At 62.0% G+C, this 17,575-nt stretch carries 12 protein-coding genes and 1 pseudogene; 7 read left to right on the forward strand and 6 right to left on the reverse strand.

Going from position 1 to position 17,575, the window contains the following annotated elements; all coding sequences use genetic code 11:
• Positions 1-3: 3 nt before the first annotated feature.
• Complete coding sequence (locus ORS3428_RS08270; protein ID WP_083355052.1) at positions 4-624, reverse strand: (2Fe-2S)-binding protein; 621 nt, start codon at positions 622-624, stop codon at positions 4-6.
• 212 nt (positions 625-836) lie between these two features.
• Here ORS3428_RS08270 and ORS3428_RS08275 point away from each other — a divergent pair, with 212 nt between their 5' ends.
• The 4 genes from ORS3428_RS08275 (at position 837) to ORS3428_RS08290 (ending at position 4,589) form a co-directional block, all read left to right on the forward strand.
• Entirely contained in the window at positions 837-2,117 is a 1,281-nt protein-coding gene (locus ORS3428_RS08275; RefSeq protein ID WP_244507892.1) for an HlyD family secretion protein, read from the forward strand.
• Complete coding sequence (locus ORS3428_RS08280) at positions 2,114-3,712, forward strand: DHA2 family efflux MFS transporter permease subunit (protein WP_071096330.1); 1,599 nt, start codon at positions 2,114-2,116, stop codon at positions 3,710-3,712. Before ORS3428_RS08275 ends, ORS3428_RS08280 begins: the two co-directional genes overlap by 4 nt.
• A 69-nt stretch (positions 3,713-3,781) precedes the next feature.
• On the forward strand, positions 3,782-4,225 hold the full coding sequence (locus tag ORS3428_RS08285) for a PPC domain-containing DNA-binding protein (protein ID WP_071096367.1): 444 nt from the start codon (positions 3,782-3,784) through the stop codon (positions 4,223-4,225).
• Between the two features lie 82 nt (positions 4,226-4,307).
• Positions 4,308-4,589 (forward strand): hypothetical protein, encoded by a 282-nt coding sequence (locus ORS3428_RS08290; RefSeq protein WP_071096332.1) that lies wholly within the window; start codon positions 4,308-4,310, stop codon positions 4,587-4,589.
• Positions 4,590-4,665: 76 nt separating this feature from the next.
• Here ORS3428_RS08290 and ORS3428_RS08295 read toward each other — a convergent pair.
• The 5 genes and pseudogenes from ORS3428_RS08295 to ORS3428_RS08320 all read right to left on the reverse strand — a co-directional run.
• Positions 4,666-5,541: pseudogene (locus tag ORS3428_RS08295) on the reverse strand (ABC transporter ATP-binding protein); the annotation flags it as partial.
• Between the two features lie 156 nt (positions 5,542-5,697).
• A complete protein-coding gene (locus tag ORS3428_RS08300) occupies positions 5,698-6,525 on the reverse strand; it encodes a hypothetical protein (protein ID WP_071096336.1) in 828 nt (275 codons plus the stop codon).
• An 873-nt stretch (positions 6,526-7,398) separates the two neighbouring features.
• Positions 7,399-8,865 carry a glycosyltransferase gene (locus ORS3428_RS08310; protein ID WP_071096339.1) on the reverse strand — a complete coding sequence of 489 codons (1,467 nt, stop codon included), beginning with the start codon at positions 8,863-8,865 and terminating at the stop codon, positions 7,399-7,401.
• The gene (locus tag ORS3428_RS08315; protein ID WP_157895938.1) at positions 8,862-9,944 is read right to left on the reverse strand and encodes a tetratricopeptide repeat-containing glycosyltransferase; all 1,083 of its coding nucleotides are present in this window, start codon (positions 9,942-9,944) and stop codon (positions 8,862-8,864) included. The genes ORS3428_RS08310 and ORS3428_RS08315 overlap by 4 nt, the downstream gene beginning before the upstream one ends.
• Positions 9,941-12,964: a glycosyltransferase gene (locus tag ORS3428_RS08320; RefSeq protein ID WP_131802861.1), complete on the reverse strand. Its 3,024-nt coding sequence runs from the start codon at positions 12,962-12,964 to the stop codon at positions 9,941-9,943. Before ORS3428_RS08320 ends, ORS3428_RS08315 begins: the two co-directional genes overlap by 4 nt.
• On the opposite strand from ORS3428_RS08320, the gene ORS3428_RS32970 reads away from it, so the two are divergent.
• The 3 genes from ORS3428_RS32970 to ORS3428_RS31315 all read left to right on the forward strand — a co-directional run.
• Positions 12,947-13,735 carry a hypothetical protein gene (locus tag ORS3428_RS32970; protein WP_131802862.1) on the forward strand — a complete coding sequence of 263 codons (789 nt, stop codon included), beginning with the start codon at positions 12,947-12,949 and terminating at the stop codon, positions 13,733-13,735. The genes ORS3428_RS08320 and ORS3428_RS32970 overlap by 18 nt on opposite strands.
• 1,127 nt (positions 13,736-14,862) lie before the next feature.
• Positions 14,863-15,189 (forward strand): hypothetical protein, encoded by a 327-nt coding sequence (locus ORS3428_RS08325; protein WP_131802863.1) that lies wholly within the window; start codon positions 14,863-14,865, stop codon positions 15,187-15,189.
• Positions 15,190-15,281: 92 nt separating this feature from the next.
• Positions 15,282-17,575, forward strand: a 2,294-nt coding sequence (locus tag ORS3428_RS31315; RefSeq protein WP_122984380.1) for a DUF4347 domain-containing protein, incomplete at its 3' end; no start/stop codon positions are given.

Genomic DNA, 17,575 nt, shown 5'->3' on the forward strand with positions numbered 1-17,575 from the left:
CGTTCAGGCTCCCCTCGTCTGGTCGCGCGCCTGAACGATGGCGGCGACGATGTTCGGATAGGCCGCGCAGCGGCAGATGTTGCCGCTCATGAATTCACGGATGTCGGCCTCGGAATTCGCATGGCCTTCGTTGATGCAGCCGATCGCCGACATGATCTGACCCGGCGTGCAGTAGCCGCACTGGAAAGCATCGTGGTCGATGAAAGCCTGCTGCATCGGATGCAGCTTGCCGTCGCTCGCCGCGAGCCCTTCCACCGTAGTYACCTCCCTGCCCCGGTTCATCACGGCGAAGCTCAGACAGGAGAGCACGCGTTTTCCGTCGACGAGCACCGTGCAGGCGCCGCACTGGCCGTGGTCGCAACCTTTCTTCGTGCCGGTAAGGCCGACATGATCGCGAAGCGCATCCAGCAGGCTCGTCCTTGTGTCCAGCGAAAGCGCGTAAGGCTGTCCGTTGATGCGCAGCGACACGGCGACCGCATCCCTCAGCTTGGAACGGGCTGCACCCGGTTCTTCCGCCCTCGCGGGAGAGGTCAGCAACGGTGCCGCAGCAGCGGCTGAAACGGTGCCCGTCATGAAGCTTCGCCGGCTGAGGCCAAGCGCACTTTGGGCGGGATTTGTTGACATGGCTTGCTCCCTGGCTGGCTGATCATCTGCGCTAACCGCTCAGCCGGAGCATTGTTCCGGATTTGTCCGCGCAGGTCCGGCTCACGAAAGAGTGAGCCCGGAAGCACATCCCAAGGGCACCCGGATGGGGTGTTGTCTGGGGGGTGGAGGCAGAGCCGGCCGTGCCGGCAAAGGAACTTTTCCGAGCGCGGGAGGTTGACCTCAGCTTGGCGGTGCGCCGCGGCGCCGCCCAAATTCCCATTTGTCGATCGAGAGTAAGACCGGTGGATACGAATTCTCCAGTTGCCGAACCCGTGGACGAGACGCAGCGCAAGGCTCGCCGCTCCGACAAGCGGGACAAGAGCTCGCAACATAGAAGCCCGCAGCGCTCCAGCACCCGAAGGGCAGCCAGGGCTGAGACCTCCGTGGAGAGGACTGAAGCGCCCCCCGAAGAGGGACGTGTTCCGCAAGACGGGCGACGACGCACCCTGTCCGGATCCGTCAAACGGCATCCTTTCACAGCGGGAACCGTCCTGCTCGTCGTGCTGCTGGCTGCAGCCGGCGCATCGCTATGGTGGCTGAACGCGCGCAATTATGAATGGACGGACGATGCCTTTATCGATGCGCGCACTGTGACCATTGGCGCCGAGATTGCAGGCCGCATCACGGACGTGGCCGTCACCGACAACCAGCCGGTACAGGCGGGCGCGGTCCTGCTTCGCATCGACGACAGCGATTACCAGGCCTCGCTCAAGCAAGCTGAGGCGAGCGTGGCCGCGGCGCAGGCCGAGATCACCAATGTTGGGGCCCAGACCGAAGCGCAGAACGCCAAGATCGACGCCGCGCAGAAGCAGGCCGCGCAGGCGCAGGCGGCGCTCGAATTCGCCAGGTCCGAGGACCAGCGCAACCGCGAACTTCTGGCAAAAGGCACGGCGACGCAGCAGCAGGCGCAGCAGGCCGCTTCAACGCTGCGCCAGGACCAGGCGGCCCTCGAGACGGCCGCCGCGAATGTGGAGGCCGCGAAGAGCCAGCTCGCCGTGTTGCAGGCGCAGGGCAAAAGCGCCGAAGCCAAGCTGCAGCAGGCACGCGCCAGCGCGGACCAGGCGAGGACCGCGCTCACGCGCACCACCATCATGGCACCGGTGGCCGGGCGCGCGACCAACATCACGGCTGCAAAAGGTACCTATGCGCAGCCCGGGCAGGTGCTGATGATGTTCGTTCCGAACAACGTCTGGGTGAAGGCGAATTTCAAGGAGACGCAGCTCGACCGGATGCGGCCGGGCCAGCCGGTCGACATCGCCATCGACGCCTATCCGGAAAAGACTTTCCATGGCCGTGTCGAGAGCGTGCAGGCCGGCAGCGRCACCGCCTTCAGCCTTCTGCCGGCCGAGAACGCTACAGGCAATTTCGTCAAGGTCGTCCAGCGCGTGCCCGTCAAGATCGTCTTCGACCAGCCGCCCAATGCCTATCTCGGCCCGGGCATGTCGGTGGTGCCGACGGTCAGGGTACGATGACTGACGCGGCACTCGCCCATGGCGGTGAAAGCCGCTCCGCCGCAGGCGGGCGCAACCCCTGGCTCATCGCGATCGTCGTCTCCATCGCGACCTTCATGATGGTGCTCGACACCTCGATCGCCAATGTCGCGTTGCGCCACATCGCCGGCAGCCTTGCGGCCGGACTGGACGAGAGCACCTGGATCATCACCACCTATCTTGTGGCCAGTTCGGTGATCATTCCGATCAGCGGCTGGCTGGCCGACGTCATCGGCCGCAAGCGCTATTACATGCTCTGCGTTGCCACCTTCACGGGTGCGTCTTTGCTCTGCGGCCTGGCGCCCAATCTCGAAATGCTCATCCTGTTCCGTATCCTCCAGGGGCTTGGCGGCGGCGGCATGGCGCCAAGCGAGCAATCGATCCTTGCCGACACGTTCCCGCCCGAAAAGCGCTCGCAGGCCTTCGCGCTCTACGGCATTGCGGTCATCGTCGCGCCGACCGTCGGCCCGACTGTCGGGGGGTGGCTGACCGACCATTTCTCATGGCATTGGATCTTCTTCATCAATGTGCCTTTCGGCATTCTTTCGCTGGGCCTCGTGCAATGGCTGGTGGTCGAGCCGGACGTGCTCGAACGCGAGCGCCGGGAGAGGCTGAAAGACGGCTTCAAGGTGGATTGGGTCGGCTTCATCCTGGTGACGCTGGCGCTCGGATGCTTGGAGGTCTTCCTCGACGAGGGCCAGCGCAACGACTGGTTTTCATCGAGTTTCATCACCACTTTCGCCGTGATCTCCGCCATCTCGTTGCTCATGCTGATCCCCTGGGAGCTGACACACCGCGACCCGATCGTCGACATGCGGTTGCTCTTCATGCGCCAGTTCGGCACAGCTTTCCTGGTCATGATGGCGGTGGGCGCCGTGYTGTTCAGCACGACGCAGCTCATGCCGCAGCTGCAGCAGACCGCGTTCGACTATACCGCGACGCTGTCGGGGCTTTCGATGATGCCGGGCGGCATCGCCATGCTGATGCTGATGCCGGTTTCGGGCTTCGTCTCAGGCTTCGTGCAGCCGAAATACCTGATCATGATGGGCATGTCGGTGGTGGCGGTAGCGCTTTGGCATCTGACCTCGCTGGTGCCGGACGCGACGTTCAGCTTCTTTGCCTTTGCGCGCGTCTTCCTGATGATCGGCCTGCCCTTCCTGTTCATCCCGATCACGACGGCGGCTTATGTCGGCCTGCCGCCAAGGAAGACCAACCAGGCTTCCGCGCTGATCAACGTTGCCCGCAACATCGGCGGCAGCATCGGCGTCTCGCTGACGACCACGGTGATCGCGCAGAACGCTCAGCTGCATCAATCGAACCTGGTTGCAAATACCGTGCAGTCATCGTCCATCTACCAGCAGACACTGCGGCAGGTTGGCGAGTATTTCGCCGCCCAGGGCTCCCCCGCCGTCGAGGCGAAGGCGCAAGCGGTCGGCTGGGTCGCCCAACTCATCGGCCGCCAGGCGACGCTTCTCGCCTATGTCGATGTCTTCCGCTACTCGGCGATCGTCACGGCATTGCTCGTGCCGCTCGCGCTTCTGTTGCGATCGCCCAAGCCGTCCCGGTCCGCGAAATAGCGCCTTTCTGACGGAACATGCCCGGTGGGTTGTGGGTTTGCACCCAAGGCAATGGCTGTCGAGAGCGATATGAAATCGAAGCTGGTCACAGAGACTTCCGGACAACGAACCTTCGTGGTCGTGATGGACCAAGGCGACGAAGCGATCGCCACGCTGACCACCTTTGCCGAGCAGAACGGGATCACCGCCGCTTCGTTGACGGCGATCGGCGCTTTCGAGAGAGCGACAGTCGGCTGGTTCGATATCGCGTCGAAATCCTACCGCGAGATCCCTGTCGACGAGCAGTGCGAAGTGCTGAGCGCGATCGGAGACATTGCCGTCGACGACAATGGCAAGCAAAGCCTCCACATTCACGCGGTGCTTGGCCTGAGCAACGGCAGGACACGCGGCGGACACCTCCTGGAAGGCATCGTCCAGCCGACATTGGAAATCACCGTGCTGGAGTCGCCTGGTTATCTGCGCCGGCGGAAGCGCCGCGATCTAGGGATTGCCTTGATCGACCTAGAGGCCTGACAGGCGCAAGCGAAAGCTCACTCCGCTCCAGGCCGAAAGCAATGAACCGGGTGTGAGGAAGCCCGCAGGATTGGAGAAAGAGATGGCCCCCCGCAACAAGCAGCGATCCAAACAGCAAGACGAAACCGAAGCCCCAGCTATCGAGCAACAGGATTGGGACTCCTTTGAGGGCAACAAGGTGCTTCCGGACAGCGCGGTCGTGGAGGAAGGGATCCCCGACGCCAAGGAGACGGAAGAAACTCCTGCCGAGGAAGACGACGACAATCCCGCCCAGAACAGCGACGAGGCCTTGCCGGACGACGAGGAGGAGGAAGTTTTGTCGCGGGATCCCTCCAAGGAAGGAGGGCGGTTCGACGAGGTCTAAATCAGGGATCACGCGCCGAGCTTACCGGGCTTTATTTTCGCCCCTTCCGCTTGACCGGCGCGCCGGYGATCTTGTCGGTATCGAGCTGCCCGATGACTTCCTCGTCGCCGACTTCGGTCAGCACGGTTTCGACATGCTCGTCTTCGACGCCGAGATAGGCGGCGATGACGCGCGGGTCGGTCCTGACCGACTGCGGGTTGCCGTCGGAGATCTTGCGGCCGTATTCGATCACCACGACATGGTCTGAGATCTGCATGACCACCGACATGTCGTGCTCGATGAGCAGGATCGAGGTGCCGGTGTTGTCCCTGATGTCCATCAGCAGATCGTTGAGCCCCGCCGATTCCCTCGGGTTGAGGCCGGCAGCCGGCTCGTCGAGGCACAGAAGCTCGGGCCCCGTGCACATGGCGCGCGCGACCTCCAGCCGACGCTGCGCGCCATAGGCCAGATCGCCGGCCGGATCGTCGGCGCGCTCGATGAGGTCGGCCTTCTCCAGCCAGTGCCTGGCGACCTCGATCGATTCGGCCACGGCTTGGCGATAGGCCGGGAAGCCGAACAGGCCGAGGAAGGTGTAGCCCGAGGCCTTCATCAGCTTGTTGTGCTGGGCGACGAGCAGGTTCTCCAGCAGCGTCATGCCCGGGAACAGCCGGACGTTCTGGAAGGTGCGCGCCACCTTGGCCAGCCGCGGAATGTCATGGGTGGGCAAGCGCTCGAGCAGATAGGTCGAGCCGTCACGCCGGTTGAGCGTGATCATGCCTTCCGACGGCTTGTAGAAGCCGGTGATGCAGTTGAACACCGTCGTCTTGCCGGCGCCGTTCGGCCCGATCAGCGCGGTGATCTCGCCGCGCCTGGCCTGGAAGGACAGGTCGCCGATAGCGACCAGTCCTCCGAACCTCATCGACAGGTGCTCGACCTGCAGGATGAAATCGCTCACGGAAGCTCGCATGTCCATCAGCAGTGAACCTCCCTGGTGAACGAGCTCGTGTGCCCGCGACCGCCGCAAGCGCCGCGCCCATGATGAGCTTGATGAGATAGAGCGGTCGACGTCGACGCCAAGCAGCGCGGGTGCTACCGAGGCCGGAGATTTAGCATCGGCTCCGGCCCACTCTCACTTAGTACGGGGCAAAATCCCCAACAGTTCGCCTAAGCGAAGCGGCAATTGCGGGGACGCGCGCAACTCGGCACAACTCTCTTTCCAACGCTGCAGATATTGGTCGGCTGGAATCCCGCTGCGGCCGGGCCAGCGGTTGAGCGCGCCGAGTGCCTCGACGCAATCGGGAGCCTTCTCGTATTCCGCGAGAATGCTCAGGGACATTGCCTGCGCAAATGGATTGAGGCCTGGAATCTCGATCTCGCTTCGGTGGCCGGCGAACCACTTCGCAGCATCGCGGGTAAGCCCTTGGCTGTCGGCAAGCGCGCCGTAGCGTTTGACGATGTTCTTGCGATATTCGGCGATGGCATCGCCGAAAGCGTTGTCGCCGGCGAATGGCGGGTCCTGCTTCCAGTCCTTTGCAAGGYGCCCCAAGCCGCGTAACGAGAACGCCTCCACCATGGCTTCCTCGAGCCATTGGCAGGGAGCCGCAGGCTTGGCGTCGGACTGCCAGCTGTTGGCCAGCACATGGCCGAGTTCGTGGCCGAACTGGTAGGCAAGCTTCGACCAGTCGCGCTCGCCGATGTCGACGATGACCCACGCCATATCGCTGCCGTCCCGGTGCAGCCAAATCGCCGGCTGTCCGGAGGTGTGCTCGTCGACCCGCACGCGAATGGGCTGGCGATCGGAGACCAGGCGAACGTCATCGAGGCTGGCATGACGCATGCGTTCCAGCACCAACTGAACCGAGCGAGGGAGCATGTGGCCCCAGTCGCCCGTGAGTTCGATGGGGGCGGTGAGAAGGGTTGGGCGAAAGGAAGTCGAAGAGGCGCGCTTCAGGATCATGGCTTGACTCTCGTTCAAACCAATCCAACGCAGAGGGGCGGCAAAGGTTGTGCCTGCCGCGACTAGCCCGGCTGTCGCAATGATGAGATCACGCCGCCGCACTTTGGATTCCCGACTTCCGACTGCCATGATCAGAGCATCATATCACTTCAACATGACGAAGTAATGAATAATAGTCCACCTAAGCCTTCTGAAAAATTACTAGCCTGTTGTCGACGTTGTTTCGTTGATGTTCTAACTTTTCAAATATGATTCCCTTGGAAACGCAGGCCACGCAATTAGCGAAGGATCGCATCAATTCGACATCTTGCGGGGTGATATCTTCGATAATATAAATGCCTCCCGGTTTTAGCTTCCCGAATGACTCCATAAAAAAGCAAATATTCGCCGACGCTTCATGGAGCCCGTCGTCTACCATGATGTCGAATGTGCGGTTGYCCACCTCGTCCCAAAGCGCGCGAATTGCACGAGGTTCCCTCTGGTCTGTCCAAAATGTCCGTATTCGCTCTTCTTCRAAGAGGATGTCGGAGTYGATGTCAKCGCCGTAGACCAATGCATGCGGAAAATACGCCCGCCATCCGCGCAAGGATGCCCCCGGCTTGCCGTCAGGCCCCATAGAGGATGGCGCGCCCACTTTGTTTGTTCCGAGACCGAGTTCGAAAATAGATAAGTCTTTCTGTCTGTATTTTGAGAACAGCATATCATACAAAGACGTATAATTGTGAAACGGGTGTGATTTGTCGCTACCGTGTTCTAGCATTATTTGACAAAGATCAGTCCACTTAAACGTTCCCGCGTTTATAATATATTTTAAATGAGATTCGAYATTAATTTCGTAAAGATCACTCCTTTGCATTTTAACTTCCTCCCTTATTATCTGTTGTTTCTCAACTCTATGAGTTCAATCCATTCATCAATTGAATATTTCCAATCAAATTTCCGAGATGCATCCTGTATTGATAGGCATTTATCAGTAAAAGCTGATGGATTGTCCTTAAAGTATCGCAAAGTATGAGCCGTGAAGATTTTGAATTTGTCGGCCTCGATGGGGGCGATGATGCCACCCCCATGATAGGCCTTGAGTGGGAAATGTCCCACTGGCGTGCCGATTACGAGTCGGCCCGCTGCCGCTGCCTCCATGACCGGCAACTGGGCAGCTTCGCTTATCGAACTAGTCACCACGGCATCAACCGATTGATAGAAGGCGGGCATGTCGTGAAACGAGGTTTGATTTCCAGTCGAACCAGCGATCTTGAACGCCAAACCGGCATCAAGAACCGCTTCCCGAGCGAGATCGCCCCGTTTCCACTCGATGCCATATGTTTTCACAGACATCGAGGAGGCGTAACCGACTGTGGTCAGCGCCCTCGGGATGTCGCAGCGAAACTCGTCGAAATTTATGCCCAGGGATGCGACCATCGGAGCTCTGGGCACGCCGCGCATCATCGATGCGCAATATACGTACTCACTCACCACGCCATAGTTGGCGAACTTTTCGAAGACCGCCGTGCCCTTCTGCTCTATCAGCATTCGTATGTCGAATTCGTGATGCGAGACGGCGATGATCTTGTCGAAGGGGACATTGTAAGCGTCGACCAAGGTCGACACACCGTCCAGGGCGGAAACTACAAAGTCGTAGTGCGGAATGAGCTCTTGAGCGTATTCGCCATGATTTTGCTGCCAATCGAGTATGTCGACCAGGTAGCCCCGATCGTGCAGGTGTCTGCAGAGATCGTAGTAGACCCGACCGTGCGACCATTTTGGGTAGCCGTAGAACAAAATCTTCTTGGCATATGGCTGCCGAGCCGACTTCATCCGGGTCAAGGGATGGACGATATGGCTGGCGATATCTCTTCTGTTGAATGCAGCTTCCTCATTGCGCCATGCACCATCAAGCGTAATGCTAGGCTTATCGGTGCACCAGTTCTCGGACGCAATGAACAATTCCCATGTGCTGCAAACGGAAGCCCGGTGCATCACCCTGCCGTCGGGTATCGCAGATAGAAAATGACCGCCGGATCTCAGTGCGAGCAGTCCTCGCTCTAGAGGGATCATTTCGAGTGTCGAAACGGCGCCCGATCGATCTTGACCTTGCGGCTGTGACGCCCTCAGGCATACGTCGTAGAAGCAATGGATCGGATCCCGCGAACCGTTGGCAGCGTGGATCAACTGACCCCGCGTATAGCTGCCGGGCGAACTCCTTTCGGGTTCGRAAAATGTGTTTGCCGGGCTGCTTCCGATTTCGCCGTGCCGCAACTCGCCAGTGGATGAATCGACAAAGAGCACCGTGCCGAATGCCGTGAACAGCCGCGCGGGCGACTGTGCCGAGACCTTGGTCATTTTTGTAGCCGCACCTCCTCTCGTCGCCGAACGAAGAAATCCAGGTTGTCCCTGAGCCGCTGATTGCCCGGATCGAGTTCGAGCGCCTTTTGCCCCCATTCCACCGCCCGGTTCATCGCGTCGAGGTGCCAGGACGCGATTGCGCCGAGGTCATGCAGTCGAGGGCCCCAGCTGTTGGCGTCGTCCAGATAGCTGCCGGTGCGGTGCGTCTTCTCGATGCCGTTGGTGCAGGCCCAGAACAAATTCAGCCAGTCGGCTTTGGCGTGGAACTCTTCTGCCAGGTCGAGCCAGATTTCCCTGCGGTGCGGCGCTTCGATGCGGGCCCTGTCCAGCCAGGACAATTTCTCGTCCGGCAGCATTCGCGCGAGGTACCGCATCGCTTCCGAGCGTTCTTCGCCCCAATTGCTAGTCGGCAACGTCAGATAGCGCTTGAGCATGTGAACGGCCCGATCGTGCTGATTGGCCCACATCAGGTCCCGTCCGAGCCAGAAGCAGATCTGAGCGTCGTCGGGATCTTCCTGGTGCGCTATCTCCATCAGCGGCAGGTAGTTGCTTCGCGTGGGCTTGGAGTGATCCTGCACCTCGWACATCCTTATCTCGGCGCAACTGGACGTGACTTCCTTTGCCCCCGTGAAGACCAGGGCTTCATGGACCGGACGCCTGAAGCGATATCCCCAGCGGTGATGAAAATTCTTCGTCGGCCAACCGCGCAGCGGCGTCGGGTCATCGACACTCGATCTGTATATCGTCTGGCAAAAAAGAGCAGTGGTCTCGGAGGTCCAGGCGGCCTCGAGCTTCTGGCGCCAGCCGGCCTCGAGAAACCGGTCCATGTCCATCGTGCAGCAGACGTCGACGTCGTCGGGCAGCRGCGCCATGGCGGCATTGCGGGCGTCGTCGAAGCGCCACGGGCGGATCGATATCTTGTGAACCGTAACGCCCGCCGCGGTCAGCCGCGCTACGGTGTCATCGGTGCTGCCGGTGTCGACCACGATCCGGTAATCCGCATCGACGGCCGAATTTGCCCAGCGCTCCGCATTCGCCGCTTCGTTCAAAGCGATGGTGTAGACCGCGATTTTCACTTGCGCTCCGCTTCGCCAACGGCTGATGCGGGAATCCGCCTCGCCACCCTGTCAGCTCGGCCGCCTTTGCGTATCGCCACAAGGCCACCCAGCAGCCTTGCGCGATCCAGTTCATAGTGACTGTCGAAGAACAGGATTTCGGCGAACTGATCGGCAAGCTCGCCAACTCCGAAGGGGTCCAGCGAGAGCGAACGCCCGTTGTCCTTGATTTCGCGCAGAAGCGTCTTGGTCAGCGTGATCCTGGCGGAGTCCTCGCCGGGCGGCTGCCAATCGAGGTCCTCGATGAAATACCAGCCACCCTCGGCGAGCAGCGGGAAGAATTCGCGCAGCGTAAGCTGCTCGTCATGCGATGCATGGCTGCCGTCATCGATGATGACGTCGAGGAGGCCGGGCCCGATCTTGGCCGTGACGCTGCGCAGATCGTCCTGCCTGGATTGGTCGCACACGAACGAAACGAACCTGTCGTTGTTGGATCGCGAGAAGTCGGTCAGGTCGACGCCGATGACCTGGCAGAACGGAAAATAGCTTTGCCACAGCGAAACGGACGGGGTCTCGGTCTGGTTGCCCTCGGCCAACCCGCGGCACAAGCCGATTTCCATGAGCCGCTGYATGGAAAAACGCCGGGGCGCCAGCAGCCGATCGTAGATCCTCGCGTAGCAATGACGGTTGCCGGTGTGCCGGTTCTTGTCGGTGTTGAAACGGTCGGYGAGATCCGTGAGGGTCGGGAAGCTTTCGAGTGGGCTCACCAATTGCGAGATCAAGGGCGCTGTTTCGTTGCCTTGCTTGACCTCGTTGCGCGCCGTCCACAGGTGGATCCCGAACACGCGCTCATCGTTCAAATAGTCGGCCAGTTCCGCAATCGGCTTTTCAAATCGGTCGAGCTCGGTCCAGTCGATCGAATTGAAGAACATCGGACCGAACACCCGATCGCGAAGCTCGGCGCCGGCATCGGACGCAATGTAGTCGGACAGAAGCTTCGGCCCGACGTCGCCGAAATCCTTTCCTCGTGCTTCATGAAAGCGCGAGATGGACATCTCATACAGCGCCCTCATATGGCGGCTGTACGGTTTGGCATAGATGACGTTACCGCAGATGAAGTGGCCCTTGTGCGATCCACGCCATTGCAGGTTGAAGAAATGATCGCCGTTGAACGGGAAGGCCCTTAGCAGGATGACGTCGCTGTCCATCCATAGCCCGCCATGCTCGTAGAGCGCGGCATAGCGAAAGACATCGCTGAAATACCTGATCTCGGAGCCGCTCACGATGCGTTCGAACAGGGATCGGGGCATGACGTCATCGGCCGCCCGGATTTCGATCCCATAGGGGATCAGAAATTCAAGCTTGTCGGGCGAGTAGCTCCATACCCGCACCGGATGGCCGGCGCGCCGCATCGATGAAACGGCGGCTATCAGGGTCCGGTGCTGCGCTGCCTCGGACATGACTTCGTAAAAGCAATTGATCTGCGGCAGCGCAACGTCGTCTGCACCTAAGAAGGGCGTGATCCGCACGTCGAATTCCCGTGATCGATCGCGGCGGTCCCGGGGCGAGGTGACATCGCGCAGAAACGGCGCGAGTTCGCCGTATATTTCTTCCGCCGATTTCGCCTCGCCTCGCCTGCCTTCGTCATCGGCAGCCCGATCATCGGCGCGATCGGGCGTGATCCCGGTTTGYAGCGAACGATCAATAGGCGCTGCGCCATCGGACGGCGGAGCCGGGGGCTGCGGCGGCCACTTCAACTCGAACCCAGCCTCAGCCAGGCCGGAGCGCAGGCGATCAACGTCCTCCAGCAGGGCGCGCACCTCCGCCTCGTCGACGGTCGCCAGCCAGGACTCGCTGTCGGCGACACTGTAAGAGATCAACAGACGTCTTTCATCCGGATGCCAGGCCAGCCCTGCGGCGAATTCAATCCCCTTCTTGTTGAAGAAGAACGGGCGGCTGACCTTCCGCAACGTGTTCGTTTCGTCGAACCAGACGAAGCGGTGCAGGTAGTAACGCCGGTCTTCGGCCGTTCTCCATTGCACCTCGTGTATCAAGGCCAACCATCCGTCGTCGAAAGCGACGAGCTGGCTGCCGCCCCTGAATCGCTGAGCCGCGATCGCAGCCTCAGTCGTGCCGAGTGTTGCGCCGCGTTCGTCCACTGTCCGGGTCGGGTCGCAGGCATAGATGAACTGCAACCGCTCGCCGCCTGCGTCGTCCGGCTTGACTTGCGGCATCCAGTCCTTCTCATGCGCGCGTGGCCCGCCGGGTCGCAGGGCGCGCCAGTCGGCCAGCCTGCACCCATTGCCTTCGTCGATGCGTGCGACGACCTGCTCGCACCATCCCTCCGGCGTAAACTCGCGGACGCAGGCGGAACCCCACAGTTCGCCGTTCCAGGCAAACAGGCGCATATCCTCAAAGCCGCGCACGCGTTTGTAGACGGGTTCGGGCATGTCAACGGGCGGAAGGATCTCCTTGACGGACTCCACCGCGAGTTCATCGCTCAATCGAAGAAGGAAATTCCGGCTGCGGATCGCGTCGCCGTCCTTCGGCTCGAATTCGAGCCCGTTCTCGGTCAGCGGGTAGTTCACGGCGCGTTGCGAGAGCACGATCTGCGAACCCAATCGCGTCACTGACGGATTGGTGGGCCGGTAGCCGTCGGGGGCATCGTATCCGACCGGGCGGGCGCTGAAGGACGGCATCTCCGCCTTGGCGGGCCGGACATAGAAGAAGAGGTTCGACCGTGCCAGTTCCCTTGGGCCGTCAGCTATCGTGCGGTCCAGCGCCAGCCAGTTGCATGCTGCGAAACCGCGATCCTTGCGCGCGGGATCGCGCGCGTAGTTTGCTGCGATCGCGTATTCTTCCCGCAGGCCGGCGGTGTAAACGAAATCCTCAAGGAACAGGATGTCCTGCTCCGGGCGATTGATCGGCAGCCCCGCTTCCGAAAACAGCACGCTGGCGTGGTTCATCCCCTTCTCGCGATAGAACCGCGCCAGGTCGTAAAGCGGTTCGGCGCGCTGGGGGCGTTGATCAAAGGCGGCCAATGCCTGGCGGATGAAACCGGCATCGTCGCCGAGCTTGCGCAGGCAGCGCGCCTCCTGCAGGCGGGCGCTCCAAGCTTCCTCGTCCCAACCGCCCATCGCGGCGCGTTTGGCATAGGCTACTGCGGCCTCCTCCGCCCGCCCGGCGTCACGGTAGGATTGCGCAAGATAGTACCAATATCGGTGGTTTTCCGGATCGCCTTCGAGAGCTCCCAAAAGGAGCTTGATGTCACGCTCGAACTTGTCGACCCGGTTCGAGCCCGTGGCGTGATCCTTGTACCAAACGCTCCGAAGCTCCTGCACCCCGCCCGGCACGTCGATATATTCGTGGGTAACGCCGTGATAGCGCGCGCCGGCGTCGCGCCTGACCAGACGCGTGTTCCAGTAGGCAAGGCCCGAATCCGACCGTTGCAAGAGCCGATAGCCCGGGCCGTGGAGCCGTCCGCGGAAATCCCGATCCTCGACGACAAGCTCCATGTCGGCATCGTCGAACAGCAGATAGTCATAGGAGAGCTGCGAGGCATAGGCACGGTCGAGCGCCGCGTTGCGCGCCTGCTCGAAATTGTGAAAGGGAAACTCATGCAGTTCGCCGGGCACATTGCGAGCGGCAAAGAACGATCGAATGAAATCCTGGCTTCCATCGGACGATCCGGTATCGCCAATGACCCAGCAGTCGATGTGGTCGGCAACCGCACCAAGACAGCGCTCGAGATTTGCCATCTCGTTCTTGACGATCATGTTGAGGCAGATGCGCTTGCCGTTTGTCATCCGTGAATTGCCGACCCCYGTTTGAGTGATGCTCGGTCTGGGCCGCCTGCAAAGACAGCTGCCAGCCGCAACACCAAAGGTCTCATCACCCGCGCCCTCACGCGGCAATTTCGCTCAGCATAGCCTCCATATCCGAACATCGGATCATTGGTTTTATCAGGTCGCCCTACATCGTTTGGCGTAGCCTTTGCGCTTAACTCTACCCCTTTTGGCTGAAACAGGCCACTGCCGGTAGGGCAGCACGCTGAAAGCCAAGCCTTTGAGGTCTCGTCGCTTTTTTTACAGCCGCGAGACCTTGAGGGTTGTCGCCCATCCGCGAGCTATCTCCAAATTCCCAGCTTTTATAGTTTACAAATTGCTAATTTTCTAAAATACTAATCGATGGCCGGGGGGCTACAAGCCTCACGGTCAAGTACGCCATGAAATCGGCAGACATGTGAAGAGTCCCGAGGGTTCGGGGAAGTAAGCCAGTTCGCGTATGAGTGAAGGGCGGGTGTTTTGGCGCGCCTGCCTGAGGTAGCGTTTATCTGTCTTCCCGCGGGGGGCAGACGGCTTTGCATTCCCGAGTTCCCTCATGAGTGATCGCCGAGAGATCGGCGTCACATGGCGGGAGTGAGTGTTGTGCGAGYGTTGTTGCGAGCGAACCGGAAAGGGCTCGATGCGGCCCTCCGTTGCATTGCTGCTCCTCGCTGCGACAGATCCCCAGTTCAATTTCAGCCAGGCGCCGGTTGTGGTCTCGATACATTGATTTGCGGCCGCCAATTGATGGCCGGCGCGTCCGGCCGCCTTGCCCCTCATCCATCAGAGCACCGGCGACGTGTCGTTTCGTCCACCTCGCCGGCCGGCTCCGCAAAACCTGAATGCCATTCCGAACAGGTCCTGAAACCACAGGTGAAGGACGCAATTCCGCCCGCCCCTGCCGCAGCCGGCTGCCTGGCTCGACCGGCCTCGCTCTCGCGAGTTGCAGCGTCGGAGGGCGGATCGTGGGCGCAGTGGTTTGGCCGTYGCAGGCCATTTGAGCGCGGGCAGAGACTGGCTGCATTCCGGTCGTGCACGCTCGGTGATCACCCCAAAACCAAGAGTGAAGGACAGAAAGCGCGGCGGCGCATTCGCCACCGATTGAGGAGGATACAATGAGCTATTCAGCGGGCTTTGCCGTTATGGAAGTCACCGTTCGAGGCACCCTGCCTGTCGGCGACACGACCGAGAACGTCACCTATTTCATTCTGGACACAGCCAAGAGAGCGATCGTCGGTCAGGTCATCCTTCCCAAGGCCGTCCCGCGAAGCCTCGCTGTCTCTCTCACCGTAAAGGTCCCGAGCACTGCCGGATCGCTTGCGATCGGCACGTTCGATGACGGCGGAAACTTCCAGGTCGCCAGCTTCCTGCGCGTGGAAATCCCCGCTGTCGACCCTTCCGCTGATCGTTCCGACGGCGCCGTCGGGCCGTCCGGAAGATGATCGCGTCCCGATCTCATTGTCCCTTGCGCCCGCTAGCCAGGCTGGTGGGCCCCTTCCCCGTGAACTGAATTCGAAGCCAACAGGAGCCAGTCATGGCCCGTGCATCTGAATTCCTCTTTGTGGATCGTTCAATCGCCGACCTCGAGACTGTTCTCGGCAACCTGCGGCCCGAAGTCCAAGCCGTCGTGCTCGACTCCCGCCGGCCGGCGGCGTCGCAGATCGCTGCGGCTCTGGTTGGGCACGAAGGGCTCGAAGCCGTACACATCATCGCGCATGGCGCGCCCGGGCGCGTTCAATTCGCTGCCGGAGGGTGGTCAGCCGAAAACCTGGAAGAAACGGCCGAGGATTTTGCGGCAATCGGCAGGGCGCTTGCCGCGGATGGCGAGCTGCGGCTGTGGAGCTGCGAAACGGCGTCGGGGAATGCCGGCGAGAATTTCGTTGGAGCCCTGGAGGAGGCCGTCGGCGCGAGCGTTTGCGCGTCCACTTCGCTGGTTGGCGCAGCCGCGCTGGGCGGTGCCTGGGAACTCTTGTTACGCGCGAAGTCCTCCGCACCTTTGCCCCCCATGACATCAGCCGGCGTGGCCGAATACATGGGCGTACTTGCGGCTGGCGATCTGACACTCACTGGAACCATAGATTCCGGCTCAAGTAATAACATTAACACTTACTATCTTGTCGATACCAATGGCACAACAGCAATTACTACCGATGACACGGTCGTTGGCAGCTTCCAGCTTCCTTCAGCAGCTAACAATGCCGTTCCTACATTTTCAGTGACGGTAACAGTTCCTGACACTACCCATACGTACCTCATCTACGACTCCGGATTCCACTTATAYGGCACACTTACTCCTGTTAGCCCCCCTACCAATCCTCCCTCTTATACCTTCTCGACGACGACTATCAACAACCTCGGGGCCGCCGGCAATAATGGCGATCACTTTACTGGAGGCCTGGTAACTGTCGCGCCGGCCGGCGCCACAGGTCCAACAGGGCCGACCGGCGCAACCGGCGCCACGGGCGCGACCGGAGCAACCGGCGCAACAGGTGCGACCGGCGCAGGCGGCGCGACCGGTGCAACCGGAGCGACCGGCGCTACCGGCGCTGGCGGCGCTGGCGGTGCCACAGGCGCGACCGGAGCGACCGGTGCAACCGGAACGACCGGCGCTGGCGGTGCCACAGGCGCGACCGGAGCCACAGGTGCAACGGGTGCTGGCGGCGCGGGCGGCGCGACCGGTGCAACCGGAGCGACCGGCGCTACCGGCGCTGGCGGTGCCACGGGTGCAACCGGAGCCACAGGTGCAACAGGCGCCGGCGGCGCAGGCGGCGCGACCGGTGCAACTGGAGCGACCGGCGCTACCGGCGCAGGTGGTGCCACAGGTGCAACCGGTGATACCGGAGCGACGGGCGCGACCGGAGCCACAGGTGCAACCGGCGATACCGGCGCAACAGGCGCGACCGGTGCTGGTGGCGCCGGCGGCGCCACCGGTGCGACAGGCGCTACCGGCGCCACGGGCGCAACCGGAGCCACTGGTGACACTGGTGCCGGCGGAGCGACCGGCGCTACCGGCGCCACGGGCGCAACCGGCGATACCGGAGCGACTGGGGCTACCGGTGACACTGGTGCAGGTGGCGCGACCGGTGCGACGGGTGGTACCGGCGATACCGGCGCAACCGGCGCGACGGGCGATACCGGCGCCACAGGCGCGACGGGCGATACCGGCGCCACGGGTGCGACCGGCGACACCGGCGCCACGGGTGCGACCGGCGACACCGGCGCCACGGGTGCGACCGGCGACACCGGCGCCACCGGGGCAACGGGCGACACCGGCGCCACCGGGGCAACGGGCGACACCGGCGCCACGGGCGCGACGGGCGACACCGGCGCCACGGGTGCGACGGGCGACACCGGCGCCACGGGTGCGACGGGCGACACCGGCGCCACGGGGGCAACGGGCGACACCGGCGCCACGGGGGCGACCGGCGACACCGGCGCCACGGGGGCGACCGGCGACACCGGCGCCACGGGTGCAACCGGCGCTACAGGTGCCACCGGCGCGACGGGTGACACCGGTGCGACGGGTGACACCGGTGCGACGGGTGACACCGGAGCAACGGGTGCGACCGGAGCTACAGGTGCAACTGGCGCCACAGGTGCGACCGGAGCTACAGGTGCGACCGGCGCAACCGGCGCCACAGGTGCGACGGGCGCTACAGGTGCGACCGGAGCAACGGGTGCGACCGGAGCAACGGGTGCGACCGGCGCAACCGGGGCTACAGGTGCGACGGGCGCCACAGGTGCAACTGGCGCAACCGGCGCAACAGGTGCCACGGGCGCGACGGGTGACACCGGTACGACGGGTGACACCGGTACGACGGGCGCCAC

Origin of the sequence: Mesorhizobium sp. ORS 3428, assembly GCF_001854785.1 — a bacterium.
In the GTDB taxonomy this organism is placed as follows: domain Bacteria; phylum Pseudomonadota; class Alphaproteobacteria; order Rhizobiales; family Rhizobiaceae; genus Mesorhizobium.

Excerpts from the sequence above, each read along its gene's own strand:
- ORS3428_RS08325 (WP_131802863.1), top strand. The coding sequence starts at position 14,863 with ATGAGCTATTCAGCGGGCTTTGCCGTTATGGAAGTCACCGTTCGAGGC.
- ORS3428_RS08290 (WP_071096332.1), top strand. The coding sequence starts at position 4,308 with ATGGCCCCCCGCAACAAGCAGCGATCCAAACAGCAAGACGAAACCGAA.
- ORS3428_RS08285 (WP_071096367.1), top strand. The coding sequence starts at position 3,782 with ATGAAATCGAAGCTGGTCACAGAGACTTCCGGACAACGAACCTTCGTG.